The organism is Pseudoruegeria sp. SK021, from assembly GCF_002119405.1.
Taxonomy (GTDB): Bacteria; Pseudomonadota; Alphaproteobacteria; order Rhodobacterales; family Rhodobacteraceae; genus Meridianimarinicoccus.
The window spans coordinates 49423-63958 of record NZ_MTBG01000014.1 but is presented as its reverse complement, the minus strand read 5'-3'; the positions used below and the strand labels follow the sequence as shown (position 1 = coordinate 63958).

The window sequence follows — 14536 nt, the reverse complement described above, 5'->3', positions numbered from 1 at the left end:
ATCCCGCGTCCATGGCGGGCGGCAGGATCACCGGCGCTTACTGTTCGTAGGCGTCAAGGAACGCCCGCGCGGGAAGTCCCATTTCGGTCACGTTCTCGATCAACTCCGTGCGGATCGGTTCCAGCGCCGCCTGCATGTCCGCCATTTCGGCGTCGGACATCGAGACGACCGAGACGCCGCCATCAATAAGGTACTGCCGCGCCTCTGCCTCGCCGGTGTCCCACATTTCACCGAATGCGGCGGCCCGGGCGGGGCCTGTGGTCTCATCGATCAGGGTTTGCATCTCGGCAGGAAGTTTGTCGAAGGCGGCTTGGCTCATGACGACGGCGAAACTGGCCGAGGCGATGCCGGGCTCGAGCGAATATTTGAGCAGCGGGGCAAGATCGAAGGATTGCGCCGCCTCAAATGGGAACGACGCGCCGTCGACGATACCTTTGCTCATGGCATCGGCGGTTTCCGCCGGGGGAACCGGGGCGGGCGATGCCCCGAGACGTTCGATGATCTGCTGCCACGTGGCCCCGGCATAGCGGATGCGCAGACCTTTAAACGCGGCCAGCGTTGAGGGATCGACGTCGGTCAGGTGCAGCTTGAGCGCGGGTGTCACCGCCATCCAGAGGATTTTCACATCCGGATGCTCGGCCGCCAAAAATTCTGGCGCGATCTCGGTCAGCCGTTGCGACATGGCGGCACTGTCATCGCCGACGCTGGGGGTGGTGAACGGCATCGCGACCAGTTCGGTCACCGGGAAACGGCCGGGCGTCGCCGCGTGCAGGATCAGCGAAATGTCCGCAGCGCCGGAGGTGACGAGGTCATATTGCCGGGGCGGCGGCCCAAGCTGGCCGGATGGGAAAATTTCAAGGGTCAGTTCCCCATCCGTTTGTTCGGACAGCTCTTCGCCCCACTGCGCCAGCATCACGTTGAAAGCATGGTTCGGGGGCACGAAGGTCGAGACCTTAAGGGTTTCGGCGAGGGTGAGGGTTGGAATTACCGCAACGCTCAGGGCTGCCGCGAAGGCAGAGTGTCGAAATTTCATCACATCCTCCCAGATGTCGGAGCCGGTCCACCCCACGGGCAAGGCGGCTCCATGTCCTCCCAGTGACCCGGCGCGACAGGGCATAACCTGTGCGCTTGGGTCGACTTCAGACAGCTTGACATGCCGAGTTCCATTAAGGCAAATTGCCATTTATGCGTTTTACATAGGTTTGATCTATGGAAGTTGAGCCCCGCCATATCCGCCACCTCGCGGCAATCGGCGCACATGGGACATTCGTCAGCGCGGCCAAGGCGCTTGGCATTTCCCAGCCGACCTTGTCACTGAGCATTCAGCGCCTTGAAGATATCCTGAAGACCACTCTGGTGGATCGCGGCCGCAATGGTGCTGTGTTGACCGAGCCGGGCAGAATTTTGGCGCAACGGTCAGATGAGGTCGATAAAACCATCGCCGCCGTCCTGAATGAGATCGAATTGCTGTCGCAGGGGATCAAGGGCACGCTGCGTGTGGGCGGGACGCCGTTGTCGACCCATGGCATTATCCCGGCCACGGTGGCGCATATTCTGGGCCAGACCAAGGACGTCACAATCGAGATTGTTGAGGCGATTGACGAAGACCTACTTGACCTCTTGGCGGGCGGGCAACTGGACATTGTGATCAGTGCCGCCGCGCTTGCCGCGCCCAGTGATGCATTTGACTTCACGCCGCTGTTTGAGGCGAAAACGGTGCTGGCCATGCGCAAAGGCAACCCTTTGGCCAATCACAGCAGCCTTTCGTTGGCGCGACTTCAGGACGAAATGTGGGCGATGCCGCCTGCGGGCGGGACGTTCCGAAAGCAGGTCGAGGCGCTGTATACGACCAACGGGCTGGAGTTCCCCAAGCGGATCATTCAGACCGCGTCCATCGCCTCGCTGTTGCGGATTGTGCGCATGTCGGATGCGATTTCGGTCTTGTCTAAGCAGCTCATTCAGGACGAATTGCACTATGGAACGTTGGAATGTGTCGAGATCAGCCACGCGCTGGCGCCGCGTGTGTTCGGAATTCTGACCCGGCAGGACCGCGTGCAAAGCAACCTTGCCAAACTGTTCTGTGAGGTCGCGATCCAGCAGGCCAAATCGCTGTAGGCGTTTGCCACAGGGCTATCTTTGGCCGGTGGCAATCGGATGGTCTAATCGCCAGATTCGGCGTCGCCGCCGACCACGGTCTGGACCAATTGCGCGGTCCGGTTGAAATGGGCGTTCAACAAGTCCACGGCCTGATCGGCCCGGCGATTGACCACGGCAGACATGATGTCGTGATGTTCGTCGCGCGGATCGCTTCGTGACACCCCGGCGACCCGGGCAAGGTTGCGATACCGCTCGGCGGCGTCGAACAACCGGCTACAGGTGTCGATCATCCAACTGGACCCGCAAGCCGCGATCAGCGATTGATGAAAATCCTTGTGCGCCACGGCCCATTTCGGGTTGGGAGCCGTGTTGTGCTGAGGCAGAATGCGGGGGGTCCTGATCAACCGATGGCTGGTCAGCAGTACGGTTTCCTCCCATTGCGCATCGCCGTTTTCGATTGATTTGCGCACGCCGATTTCGTTGACCCAGCACCGCGCTTGGGTCAGGTCGACAAGCTCAAGCAAGCTGACGGGCTGCACCTTGAAGCCGCGGTTGTCTGATTGTTGCGCCAGCCCTTCCGAGGACAGCCGGTTCAAGGCCTCACGGACCGGGCTGAGGCCCGCTGAAAAGGTCTCGCACAGATCGCGGATATTCAGCTTTGCGCTCGGCGGGCGGGTGCCATCAAGGATCTCATTGCGCAACCGCCAATAGATCGACGACGCCCGGGTCTGTTTCTGCTCAGTGGCCTCATTGACCATAAAAAATTGAGCCTTTGCCTGATTGTTTGAAGCCCCAGACTTACCGGTTGCCCATGAAAAGATAAACCAGAATCGAGCATGGTGAAAATAATCGATTATCCATGATGGGGGTTGGTAACCCCGTCATGGGGGCGACAACTGGACTGGCTGCGGTGCGTCGCCCGGCGGGACGAGCCCGATCAGAGGGTGCGGTGTTCATGCGCGAGACGATAAAGATTGGGAAGTAACACGATAATTATACGGAAAAATACTGGAAATAGTCCGTATTAAAGTGCCATGATCGCCGCAATGACATGGGTGTAGTCGGGATGGGCAGGGCGGCTGAGGTCGCCAATGATCGTGCGGTTCGCGGTGGGGCTGACGGAACCTGATCTGCCGGACAACGTGTCGGAGTTAACCAATACGATATTTCGTGGATCATTTGCCATAGAAGTAAAAAAAATCGATTTATGTTTACAGGGCGACTTTTCTTGCTCTACGCTCTGCCGTAGCCGCAACGGGTAATCTTTGGGCCGTGTGTGGCGTTCGGATGCGCCTGCGGGTGCTGACGACCAATCAGGGAGGAAAAGATGACTTGGATTCCATACACTTCTCGTTTGGCAGGGGGGTCAGCGGCGGCATTGGTGGTTCTCGCCGGATCTGTTGCGGCCGATCTCACTCCAGAGGCGCGGACCTATTTGTCAGACGGAGATGTCGACGCCGCGATCATTGACCAAGCTGCGGCGGCAACCGACGCCGAGCTGGATATCCCGCAAGATTGGATCGACCAAGCCGCTGCCGAAGGGCCGATTGATTTCAGCACCAATGACACGCCAGAACACGTCGCGGCGTGGTTGCCGATTTTTCAGGCGCGTTATCCGCAGATCGATATTGTCGCCACCGAAACCTCTGGTGCGGCGCGGGCGGTTCAACCGTTGCTGGCGTATAAGTCCGGAAATCTCGTCCGGCACGTGCTGGTCAGTTTTGAAGGCTCACTGCCGGATTTCATTGACGCTGACGCGCTGGCGGAATTGGATGATCTGCCAGCATGGAGCGGGGTGCCAGAAGATCGCCGCGCGGCGGACGGCACCTATGCGGGCATGCAAAATACGACATGGTGTCTGGCCTATAACAAGGACACCGTATCGGCGGATGAGCTGCCTGCCACATGGGCCGAGTTGGTCGCGCCGTACAGTCCCTTGGCCGGTGGCCGGGTCGGCGCGGCAAATCGGGCGCAACTTTGGACCCTGAACCTGTGGACCCACCCGGATTATGGCCCCGAGCGGATGACCAACGAAATCCTGCCGGGGTTTTTCGACAATCTTAAGCCGCAGCTTCGCAAAGAAGGGATTTCCGGGATTTCAAACCTGATGCTGGTTGGTGAATTCGACGTCGCTTTGCCCGCGCCGAATGACGAGACCGAAGAACTGATGGAAACCGGGGCGCCGGTCGGGTTTCATTGTCCTGAACCTGTGCCGCAGTATTTCAACTTGATCGGAATGTTCCGCGACTCGCCGACGAATTACTCGTCCAAGGTCTTTATCAACTGGATCCTTAGCCAAGAAGGACAGTTGGTGCGGTATGTGGCCGGGGGCGATGGGCCGGTGCATAAAGATTTGCAGATCGACGGGGCGTCGGCACTGGGCGACTCGTTCGTTGGCAAGGATATCGCATTGCGCACTGTCGAAGGTTTGACCGTCGGATTGCCCGCGCTTTACGAGGTCTGGAACCCACTTTGGGCCAATTCCGGCGGACCCGAGTAACAGGATTGACCGGACCGGCGCCCGGTGCGGCGTCGGTCCATCAGTGTTCTTCTGACATAAGGCTTTGGCATGAATAACTCCTTTTCGGGGGCGCCGGAAGGCGCGGACGAACGGCGGCCACAGGACCTGCGCGCCATTGTTGGACGCTTTTTTCCGTGGGCGGTGCTGTTGCTGGTCTGTGCAATGGTCGCGGCGCCGATTTTTTCCTTGGTTGTCGGGGCCTTCAGCCAATCGCGTCTGCCGAATGAGTTCTCATTCGATACGATGGGGTTCGGGAATTTCTACGCCGTTTGGGTCGAGCAGCGGATCGATCTGGTTCTGTGGAATACGGCGGTCTATGTGACCGGCGCGACAGTGTTTGGGATCGGGACAGCTGCGGTGCTGGCTTGGCTGGTGGAACGCTCGGACATGCCCGGCAAGATGTGGATTTATGCGGGCGTGCCGCTGGGGATTGCGGTGCCCGGGATTTTGCATGCGATTGCGTGGGTGCTGTTGCTTAGTCCGCGGTCCGGCTTTGTGAACCGGGGCTGGATGTTCATGACCGGTGCCGAGGGGCCGCTGTTCGATATCTATACCATGGCGGGGCTGATCTTTGCCGAAGGTCTGCGGCTGGTGCCGGTGGCATTTCTGATGCTGGTGCCCCTGATGCGCAGCATGGACCCAAGTCTGGAAGAAGCTGCCGCCGTGAGCGGGGCCAGCCCGATGCGGGCCACGCGGCGGGTGACGCTTGCATTGCTGTTGCCCGGGGTTTTGGCGATCAGCATCTTTCAGGCGATCACCGCGCTAGAAAACTTTGAAATCCCGGGCATTCTGGGGATGCCGGTGAACCTGCACGTGTTCAGCACCCGAGTGTTCAATCTGATCGAGAATATCGGCGCGATCCCCGCGTTCGGCCAAGCCAACGCCGCGGCGGTCTTCTATCTGGCCATCGCCTTGGTGGTGTCGGTCTTCTACTTGCGACTGGTCCGCCATTCCGAGCGCTACACGATCATTACCGGCAAGGGCTATACGCCCCGTTCTGTCCGCCTTGGTGCATGGCGCTATCCGGCGATCGGGATTGCCGGGTTGTTCCTGTTCGTGTCGATTGTTCTGCCGTTTCTCGTGCTGCTCTATGTGTCGATGGTGGGCTATCTGCGCCAACCCTCATGGGAGGCGTTCCAGACGCTGTCCTTCAAGCACTATGAGACTGTCTTCAATCAGCCACGGGTTGGCCGCGTGGTGTGGAACACGGTCTGGTTGACCTTGATGACCTCGACGGTGGTCACAATCTTGTCCTTTGTCATCGCCTATATCATTGTGCGTACTCGGTTTTCCGCCCGTTACACGCTGGATGTCATGTCCTTCATGCCGCATTCGATCCCGGGGATCGTGCTGGGCCTCGCGCTGTTTTGGTTGCTGATCCAGTTTGATTCCCTGACCGGCGCCAGCACCTTTGGTTCTTTGGGGTCCCTCGTTCTGGGCTTCACGATCCTGTTTCTGTCCTATTCGGTGCGGGCGATGAGTGTGGCCATGATACAGGTCCATCCGGATTTGGAAGATGCGGCCAAATTGTGCGGCGCCCCGCCTTGGCGGGTGGCCTTGCGCATTTTTGCGCCCCTGTTGATGCCGACGCTTGTTGGCATCTGGATCTACGTCGCCATGCTCAGCGTACGGTTCATCAGTTTGCCGTTGATCCTGTCTCAAGGGGGCAACAACGAAGTGCTTGGCGTCATGATTTGGTCGCTTTGGAATAACGGAAATATCAATTCAGTGGGCGCAATCGGAATCATGCTGATGTCGGCAATGTTTGTCTTGGCATTGGCCCTGCGCATTTTCGGATTTGCGAAGTCCAATGGGGGAAAATCGGTGTGATTGAGATCGAAAACCTGCACGTGCGGTTCAATTCAGACAAAGGTGTCGTGCATGCGGTGCGTGGCGTAACCATCAAGGTGGCGCAGGGTGAGTTCTATACCTTGCTAGGGCCCAGCGGCTGCGGCAAGACCACGACGCTGCGTTGTCTGGCCGGGCTGGAGGGTCCGTCAGAGGGGCGCATTGTGATCGGGGACACCGTGGTTCACGATTCCGCCAAGGGCATTTCAGTGCCGACGTTTAAACGCGACCTTGCCATGGTGTTCCAATCCTACGCCATCTGGCCGCATCTGACAGTCTTTGAAAATGTGGCGTTTCCTTTGCGGGAAATGAAACAGAAGCTGCGCGAACCCGAGATTGACCGCCGGGTCAAAGGCGCGCTGGAACTGGTGCAACTCAGCGGCTACGAGTCCCGTCCTGCGCCGTTCCTCAGCGGCGGCCAGCAACAGCGTCTGGCGCTGGCCCGCGCCATCGTGCGTGAGGCCTCGGTTGTGTTGTTTGACGAACCGCTGTCCAATTTGGATGCCAAACTGCGCGCCGAGACCCGGTTGGAATTACGCAACCTTGTGAAGCGCCTTGGAATGACGGCGCTGTATGTGACCCATGATCAGACCGAAGCGTTGACCATGGCCGACCGGGTCGCAATCATGCGTGACGGTGTGATCGCGCAAGAGGCGACGCCGACGGAAATCTACAAACGGCCAGTGTCGCGATTTGTTGCCAGTTTCATTGGTCAGTGCAATTTTGCCGAGGGCAAGATTGTCCAGGCGGCCCGGCACGGCGTGCCCGGCCTGATCAGCACCGAATGGGGCAATCTGGCATATGCATCGGATGGGCGGTCGGAGGGCGAGGACATCTCGGTCGCAGTGCGGCCCGAAAATGTGTTTCTTGCCGATGACCGGACCCGGCCAGAGATGCCGCGCATTTCGGGCAAGGTGACCGATATCGTATTTTTGGGCGAGTCGCTTGAATGCAAGGTGACGCTGGGGGCGTCTGAGCTGATGACCCGCTTGCATCCCAGCAGCGGCGTTGCGGTGGGCGATACCGTGGATGTCGTCGTGAACCCGGATGACGTTGCGATCCTTGCGGCCTGATCATGGGGGCAGGTGGCACCGCGTCTGACGATCTGGATGGATACAAGAGCATGCGGCGCACCCATCTTGCCTTTGGGTTCGTCCTGATCGGTCTTTGGGCCGTGGTTTTGGAAAGCATGGCGGTCACAGTGGCGCTGCCGGCAATCGCGTCAGATTTTGCCATCCCGGCGTCGACAGCAACGTGGGTTGTTGGCATGTCGCAGTTCATCATCGTCGCGCTGTTATTGCCGATGGCCGCATTGGGCGAGGCGATTGGCATTCGGCGGCTATATGTCATCGGGCTGCTGGTGTTCGCGGTGATGAGTGTTGCATGCATTCTGACGCCAAGCTTTGCTGCGTTGGTGATCGCCCGGGCCTTTCAGGCCGTCGGCACCGCCGCGGTTATGAGCATCAACTTCGCCCTCGCCCGGGTGTTGTACCCGTCCAAAAGCCTTGGGACGGCCATCGGCATAATGGCGACATCGGTTGCCATCGCGACCACGGCGGGGCCGGCCTTGGCGGGCGTCTTGCTTGAGATCAGCGGTTGGCGTGCGGTCTTTTTGCTGATGCTGGTCTGTAGCGTGATCGGCGGTATCGGGGCTGCGATCCTTTTGCCTCCGAACCAGCCCTCGAACCGCAGATATGACCTTCAGGATGCGGTGCTGGTCGCCCTGACGCTGGTCTGTGTGCTGTATGTGCTGAACGGGCTGGCGGCGGGCTGGTCCCGAGGTATGATCGCCGCTGCAGCCATCGGCGCAATCGCCGGGTTCGTCCGTCTGACCCGGGTGTCGCGGGGCAAGGTCGGTGCGGTTTTCCCGCTTGATCTGCTGGCCCTGCCGGTGTTCAACCTGTCGGTCGTCGCGGCCATCTTCGCCTTCGCGGCCCAATCGGTCGGGTTCATTTTCCTGCCGTTCTATTTGGTGTTGGATGCCGGGCTAAGCCCGATGGACATGGCAATCGTCCTCAGCGTCTGGCCATTCTCGACCGCCCTGCTGGCCCCGGTTTTGGGCTGGATGTCCGACCGCTTGCCTGCGGGCCCCATCGGAGCGGTGGGGCTGTTTGTGTTCGCTGCCGGATTTGTTTTGCTGGCATTGATGCCGCCCGATGTTGGGGCCGCGGGCGTTGCGCTGCGCCTTGCCGCCTGTGGCATTGGGTTTGCCGCCTTTCAGACGCCCAATAACCGGCTGGTGATGCTCAGCGCCCCGCCAGATCGCAGCGGCGCGGCAAGTGGCGTGATTTCATTGGCGCGGCAGTTTGGCCGGGCGCTTGGCACAGCCATCGCCGCCGTTTTGCTTGCGGCCGCGCCGGCCGGGGCGACCACGGCCATGACGGTCGCGGCCGGGCTGGCATTGGTCGGGGCCACGGCAGCCGTTTTGCGGGCGCGGGCAATCCGGGACCGGACGGCGCATTGATCCACCACTTCCAGACAGGAAAGCACTTTGGAATGTTGAAATTGTACAATAGCACAACCAGCGTCTGCTCAATCAAGGTCCGGATCGGTCTGGCCGAAATCGGCCGCGCTTACGAGGACCTGCAAGTCAACCTTCAGATCGGCGAACAGTTCGATCCGGCCTTTATGGCGCTAAACCCGTCTGCCGCCGTTCCAGTGCTGATCGACGACGATCTGGTGTTGGTCGAGTCGAGCCTGATCCTTGAGTATTTGGACCAGACTTATAACGGTGCACGATTGATGCCGCAGGATCGCGCCGGACAGGTCGCCGCCCGCCACTGGTTGCTGCGCTGCCTGAATATCCATGGCGCGATCAACACGCTGACGTTCTCCACCGTGAACCGGGCGCGCATTTTGGCGACGAAAACGCCCGAAGAAATTGAAACGGCGATCGCCAGAATGCCGGATCCGGTGGCGCGGGTAAAGCGCCGGGATCTGTATGCAACGGGCCTGCAATCGCCCTATGTTGCGCAGGGCCTCATGCAGTTGCGCCGTGCCTTTGCGGATATGAACAGTGCCTTGTCGCGCCATACGTGGATCAGTGGTCCGGACTTCGGCATCGTTGATATCGCCCTCGTGTCCTATGTGGACCGTTTGGAGCGTCTGGGCTTTGACGGCTTGTGGACCAAGGACACCCCGCGCGTGGGTGATTGGTTGGCCGCGATGCAGGCCCGGCCCAGCTATCAGGTGGAAGTCGCCGCAAAAATCGATCCCGCCGCCGCTGCGGCGATGCGCCAAGAAGGCACGGAAATCTGGGGCGCGCTTGAGCCGATATGGCATGCGGCCTGATCCAAGGCACCCGCCCGGTATCAGGGGCGCGGCGCACTACACTTGAAGTTCAGAACGGGAGAGGACCGATGCGGTACATTAGCTTCGAATATGACGGGCGCAGGTCGTGGGGCTGTGTCGAGGGGGATCAGGTCGTTGATCTGGGGGGCGAAGACGGCGCGCCGGAGGATTTGAAACGCGCCATTGCGGCGGGCCAACTGGGGGGCGCGCCCCGAGGCCGGCGGATTCCCCGGGCGGATGTGCGACTGTTGCCGGTCATCCCGAACCCTGCAAAGATCCTGTGTGTCGGTCACAACTATGAATCCCACCGCGTCGAAACCGGCCGCGACAAGACCCAGCATCCCTCTATCTTCACCCGTTTTGCCGACACGTTGATCGGTGCGGATGATCCGATCATTTGCCCCGCCGTGTCCACGGAACTGGATTTCGAGGCAGAGCTTGCCGTGGTCATCGGCAAGGGGGGGCGGCGCATTTCTGAGGCAGAGGCGATGGACCATGTCGCCGGGGTGGCCTGTTTCAACGATGCCTCGGTGCGGGATTGGCAATGGCACACCCGTCAGTTCATTCCCGGCAAGAACTTTCCCGGCACGGCCCCATTCGGGCCGGAACTGGTCACGCTGGACGAGATCGGCGCACTGGATCAGGTGCGGGTGGAATCGGTCCTGAATGGCACGGTGATGCAATCGGCGACCTTGGATCACATGCTGTTCCCGATCCCGGTGATCATCGCCTATATCTCGGCCTTTACGCCGTTGTCGCCCGGTGACGTGATCGCCACAGGCACGCCCGGCGGTGTCGGGGCGAAACGGAGCCCCCCGGTCTGGATGAAAGCCGGAGACCGGATCGAGGTCCGCATCTCGGGCGTTGGCGCGCTGAGCAGCCTGATCCAAAATGAGGGACAGTAAATGGCCGGAGGACGTGACATTACCAACGACTTTCCGATCACCGGGTTACGCAGTGTTGAACTTGTCGTTCCGGATCTTGCGGCGGCGACTGCGTTCTATACGGAGGTCTGGGGCCTTGCCGAAGCGGCGCGGCGCGAGGGATCGGTCTATCTGCGCTGCGACAGCACCGATGCCTATGTGGTGCGCCTGTCTCAGGGCGCCGAGTCTGCGATCCAGTCCTACACCTTGCGTGCCGCTGCGACGGCGGACCTTGAGGCGCTGCGCATCCGTGCGGTCAGGGCAGGCGGTACCGCCGAGGGCGAGATCGGGCCGTTGCCGGATTTGGGCGGCGGGATCGGCTTTTCCCTGCGCGACCGCGTCGGGCGCAGGGTGCGGGTGGTTCAGCATGACGACCGGCCCGCTTCGCCGTTGACAGGCGGCGGTCCCGACCGTCTGGCGCATCTCAATATCAACACCACCGATCTGGAACGGGACATCGCCTTTTATGTCGATGGGCTGGGGTTCAAGGTCACGGACCGCAGCAAAATCATGGGCTTCGTGCGCACCAACAGCGATCACCATTCGATTGTTCTTGCCACGGCACCGGTTGAAACCCTGAACCACATTGCCTTCAATCACCCCAATTTGGAGGCGGTGATGACGGCCTCGGGGCGGGTGATTGATGCGCAGATACCGATCGGCTGGGGACCGGGACGGCATGGGCCGGGGGACAACGTGTTCATGTATTTTGTCGATCCGGCCGGATTCGTGGTGGAGCATACCGCCGAGGTCCTGCAAGTGGACGACACCTATCCGGTGGGCGGGCCCGCCGACTGGGTGTGGCCAAGCGGGCGGACGGATCAATGGGGCATTGCACTGGCCAAGACCGACGCGTGCAAGCGGGCGCAGCTTGCGATTCCGTTCATATAGGCCAATTCGGCCGTCGAATGGAAAGTGGCGGCCAGCCGAAGGATTGCAGCGCTGATCTAGTGGCCCAAAATCGGCCCACAGCCCGTGGCCGCGTGGGATGCAACCGTATTTTGGCTGGTCAGCCAGTCACGGCTTTCGCGCTGATGAGCCGGAATTTCCGTGACTCTAGGGCCGTAAGACGCGAGGATTTTGCGTAAAACAAGGCGGCTAGGGGTCGGGCTGACGCAGCCCTTCCCGCCCGCCGGTGCCGCCAAAATTTGGCAGTTGCAACGGCGCAAGAACTGCCTTTTATGGCGGCAAACCTTCATTCTCTCGATGGACAATGATGACAGACACGGCTGCCAGCAAGGCAACGCCTACCCCCAAAGATGTCTTCAATATCGCTTGGCCGCTGATGCTGAAGGCCATGATGCTGAATGCCATTGTGGTCATAGACGCCTATCTTGTGTCCGCGCTTGGCGAGGCGGCACTGGCCGCGATGGGCTTGGCTGCGGCGTTTGGAAGCTTGCTGCTCGGCGTGCTGTTCGCCTTTTCGACCGCAACGCAGATCCGGATCGCTCAGGCCATGGGAACCGAACGTCCCTTCGCGCTGCGCACCGGCTTTTATGCCGGGGTGGCCATCAACCTTGGCGCGACTGTGATCGGGGTCGGTTTGGTTTTGGCGTTTGGTGGCCGACTGATCGATGCCTTCGCCCATACCCCTTGGATTGCCGAACAGGCTCGGAACTATCTGAACGTGTTCCTGCTGCTGGTTTTTATCGAAGCCATCGCCCAGTGCTTGGGAAGCTATTTCAATGGCCGGGGCCGGACGATCATTCCGTTCCAAAGCTATTTGATTGCCGTCCCGGTCAATGTGGCCGTCAGCTATACTTTGATCCACGGCAATTTCGGGTTTCCGGCGCTTGGGGTCATGGGGGCCGCTGCGGGCAGTGCCGTGGCCTCGCTGGCCCGTCTGGCCTTTCTGGCGCTGTGTTTCTACCGCATGACCGGGGGCCACCTGAACGAGAAGGGCTGGCTGAACGGAACATTGGCGGCGTCGATCAAGCGCCATCTGATCTTCGCCTTACCCATTGCCGGAACCTTCGTCAGCAATGCCATCGCCACCTATGTGTTGGCACTGCTTTTCGCCAGAATGTCGATCAATCAGTTTGCGGCCATGACCTTGATCGCGCCATGGATCAATCTCACGGGACATATCGGCACCTCGGTGGCGCAGGCGGCTGGGATCATCGTTGCGCAACTGCTGGGCAGCAACCGCCACGGGCCGGAACTGGATATCTTTTTGGGCAAGGCATGGCGGATGTCCATGGCGGCGGCGGCCGTGGTCTCGGTCACCTATCTGGTGATCTGTCTGGCCTCAGAGCACATCTATGGCAATCTGGAAGCGGAAACGCGCGCGACCCTCTATAGCTTTTTGCCGGTCCTGTTGCTGTTGCCATTTCCCAAAGGATCGAATGCCATGTGCGGCCACTCGTTGCGGGCCAGCGGGAATACGCTGTACGTGATGAACGTGTTCGTCGCGGCGCAATGGTTCTTTCGGGTGCCGTTGACGGCGGTGTTCATCCTGTATCTCGACCTTTCGGCAACGTGGGTCTTTGCCTTGTTCCTAGCCGAGGAATTGGTCAAATTTCCCCCGTTTCACCTGAAAATCTTCAAGGGCGATTGGAAACGCGGTCTTCAGGCCGAGTAACGGCTTGCGGCGGGTGCCAATCGTTCCGCCATGCCGGTTCAGCCCCTCGGGGTTGAGCCGCCCATTGCGTGCCCTGATGATTGCGCCGACTTGTCGCCGCTTTAGAGGCGCGGCCCAACCTCTCTGCCCCTGGTCCTGAAGCCTCCCTCGCATCTGGCGTGGCTTATCGCCGGGCGAGGCGCTGGGAACCACTTGGCGCCCAGTTGCGACAATCGTGATGGACTAAAAATCGATAAAATGTATAATCATTAGCAATAATCGGCTTTATTGCACGATTGGAGTCCAGGGAGGGATGAAAATGATCAACTATCTCAAGGTATTCACGCTGGCGGCTGGGGTGGCGGCGTCGGCAGGGATAGCCTCGTCCGAAGAGTATCGAATCGGAACAGCCAGCGTTGGCGGCGCATTTTTCCCGATCGGACAGAGCATTTCCAATCTTGTGAACAAATACGCGGGCGACGATATCTCAATGGTGCCGGTGGTGACGCAAGGGTCGGTGCAGAACCCGCGCCTCGTGGCCAATAACGAGGTAGAACTGGCCATCACCAGCAGCGACCTTGCGGCGGCGGCGGTTGCGGGCACGGGGCCCTATGACGGCTCTGCCATGGACCTGAAGGCCCTTGGCGCGTTGCACCCCAGCATCCTGCACATGGTGGTTCCGGCAGGATCGGACATCCAGACCTTTGCCGACCTGCGCGGCAAGCGGGTTGCCGTGGGTCCGGCAGGGGGCGGTACGCTTGGATTTCTGAACAACATCATGCCGATTCATGACATGACCTTGGAGGACATCACCCCGAGTTTCCTCAGCTATGGCGACGGGTTCAGCCAGTTGTCCGATGGCAATGTTGATGCGGCGCTGGCCTTGTCAGGCTATCCGGCGGCAGCGGTGATGCAGGCGGCGGCCTCGGGAAAACTGCGGTTGATCGGGTTTGAACCGGCGATGCTTGAGACCATCCTGTCGGAAAATCCGGCCTATTCGACCTTTGAGGTCGCACCGGATGTCTATGGCACCGACGATGCGGCGACGGTTCTTGGGGTCACCAACATGTTGGTGGTGTCTGCGGATACGGACAGCGACGTGATCGCGCGCATCACCGCTGCGATCTATGACCATATCGATGAATTCGCGGCCGAAAATGCCAACGCAAAGCAGATTGATCCGGCGCGTTCGCTGAAACTGTCGATCCCGCTGCATGACGGCGCACAGCAGTATTTCGACCAGTGATCTGACGCCAGTGTCATTCCTGCGGGGCGGCCCCACAGCCGCCCTGCGCC

At 60.2% G+C, this 14536-nt stretch carries 12 protein-coding genes; 10 read left to right on the top strand and 2 right to left on the bottom strand.

From position 1 onward, the window contains the following. Nucleotides 1-37: 37 nt before the first annotated feature. The gene (locus BV911_RS10460; protein ID WP_168184039.1) at nucleotides 38-1033 is read right to left on the bottom strand and encodes a TRAP transporter substrate-binding protein; all 996 of its coding nucleotides are present in this window, start codon (nucleotides 1031-1033) and stop codon (nucleotides 38-40) included. Nucleotides 1034-1209: 176 nt separating this feature from the next. Here BV911_RS10460 and BV911_RS10455 point away from each other — a divergent pair, with 176 nt between their 5' ends. Beyond that, nucleotides 1210-2115, top strand: a complete 906-nt coding sequence (locus tag BV911_RS10455; RefSeq protein ID WP_086053555.1) for a LysR family transcriptional regulator — start codon at nucleotides 1210-1212, stop codon at nucleotides 2113-2115. 44 nt (nucleotides 2116-2159) lie between these two features. On the opposite strand, the gene BV911_RS10450 is transcribed toward BV911_RS10455, so the two are convergent. Then, on the bottom strand, nucleotides 2160-2855 hold the full coding sequence (locus BV911_RS10450) for a GntR family transcriptional regulator (RefSeq protein WP_086053554.1): 696 nt from the start codon (nucleotides 2853-2855) through the stop codon (nucleotides 2160-2162). 569 nt (nucleotides 2856-3424) lie between these two features. On the opposite strand from BV911_RS10450, the gene BV911_RS10445 reads away from it, so the two are divergent. The 9 genes from BV911_RS10445 to BV911_RS10405 all read left to right on the top strand — a co-directional run bounded on the left by BV911_RS10445 (nucleotide 3425) and on the right by BV911_RS10405 (nucleotide 14486). Beyond that, on the top strand, nucleotides 3425-4597 hold the full coding sequence (locus BV911_RS10445) for an extracellular solute-binding protein (protein WP_086053553.1): 1173 nt from the start codon (nucleotides 3425-3427) through the stop codon (nucleotides 4595-4597). A 69-nt stretch (nucleotides 4598-4666) separates the two neighbouring features. Further along, entirely contained in the window at nucleotides 4667-6448 is a 1782-nt protein-coding gene (locus BV911_RS10440; RefSeq protein ID WP_086053552.1) for an iron ABC transporter permease, read from the top strand. Then, nucleotides 6445-7539, top strand: coding sequence for an ABC transporter ATP-binding protein (locus BV911_RS10435; RefSeq protein WP_205963835.1), 1095 nt, complete (start codon nucleotides 6445-6447; stop codon nucleotides 7537-7539). The genes BV911_RS10440 and BV911_RS10435 overlap by 4 nt, the downstream gene beginning before the upstream one ends. 50 nt (nucleotides 7540-7589) lie before the next feature. Further along, complete coding sequence (locus BV911_RS10430) at nucleotides 7590-8930, top strand: MFS transporter (protein ID WP_168184038.1); 1341 nt, start codon at nucleotides 7590-7592, stop codon at nucleotides 8928-8930. Between the two features lie 32 nt (nucleotides 8931-8962). Further along, nucleotides 8963-9757 carry a glutathione S-transferase family protein gene (locus BV911_RS10425; protein WP_086053550.1) on the top strand — a complete coding sequence of 265 codons (795 nt, stop codon included), beginning with the start codon at nucleotides 8963-8965 and terminating at the stop codon, nucleotides 9755-9757. A gap of 68 nt (nucleotides 9758-9825) precedes the next feature. Then, on the top strand, nucleotides 9826-10662 hold the full coding sequence (locus tag BV911_RS10420) for a fumarylacetoacetate hydrolase family protein (protein ID WP_086053549.1): 837 nt from the start codon (nucleotides 9826-9828) through the stop codon (nucleotides 10660-10662). Beyond that, nucleotides 10663-11571: a VOC family protein gene (locus tag BV911_RS10415; RefSeq protein WP_086053548.1), complete on the top strand. Its 909-nt coding sequence runs from the start codon at nucleotides 10663-10665 to the stop codon at nucleotides 11569-11571. 325 nt (nucleotides 11572-11896) lie between these two features. Beyond that, nucleotides 11897-13261, top strand: coding sequence for an MATE family efflux transporter (locus BV911_RS10410; RefSeq protein WP_168184037.1), 1365 nt, complete (start codon nucleotides 11897-11899; stop codon nucleotides 13259-13261). A 298-nt stretch (nucleotides 13262-13559) separates the two neighbouring features. Further along, nucleotides 13560-14486 carry a TAXI family TRAP transporter solute-binding subunit gene (locus BV911_RS10405; protein WP_086053583.1) on the top strand — a complete coding sequence of 309 codons (927 nt, stop codon included), beginning with the start codon at nucleotides 13560-13562 and terminating at the stop codon, nucleotides 14484-14486. Nucleotides 14487-14536 lie beyond the last annotated feature (50 nt).

Coding starts and splice junctions, on each gene's coding strand:
- BV911_RS10445 (WP_086053553.1), top strand. CDS start 3,425: ATGACTTGGATTCCATACACTTCTCGTTTGGCAGGGGGGTCAGCGGCG.
- BV911_RS10455 (WP_086053555.1), top strand. CDS start 1,210: ATGGAAGTTGAGCCCCGCCATATCCGCCACCTCGCGGCAATCGGCGCA.
- BV911_RS10460 (WP_168184039.1), bottom strand. CDS start 1,033: ATGAAATTTCGACACTCTGCCTTCGCGGCAGCCCTGAGCGTTGCGGTA.
- BV911_RS10410 (WP_168184037.1), top strand. CDS start 11,897: ATGACAGACACGGCTGCCAGCAAGGCAACGCCTACCCCCAAAGATGTC.
- BV911_RS10415 (WP_086053548.1), top strand. CDS start 10,663: ATGGCCGGAGGACGTGACATTACCAACGACTTTCCGATCACCGGGTTA.
- BV911_RS10430 (WP_168184038.1), top strand. CDS start 7,590: ATGCGGCGCACCCATCTTGCCTTTGGGTTCGTCCTGATCGGTCTTTGG.
- BV911_RS10405 (WP_086053583.1), top strand. CDS start 13,560: ATGATCAACTATCTCAAGGTATTCACGCTGGCGGCTGGGGTGGCGGCG.
- BV911_RS10440 (WP_086053552.1), top strand. CDS start 4,667: ATGAATAACTCCTTTTCGGGGGCGCCGGAAGGCGCGGACGAACGGCGG.
- BV911_RS10450 (WP_086053554.1), bottom strand. CDS start 2,855: ATGGTCAATGAGGCCACTGAGCAGAAACAGACCCGGGCGTCGTCGATC.
- BV911_RS10420 (WP_086053549.1), top strand. CDS start 9,826: ATGCGGTACATTAGCTTCGAATATGACGGGCGCAGGTCGTGGGGCTGT.
- BV911_RS10425 (WP_086053550.1), top strand. CDS start 8,963: ATGTTGAAATTGTACAATAGCACAACCAGCGTCTGCTCAATCAAGGTC.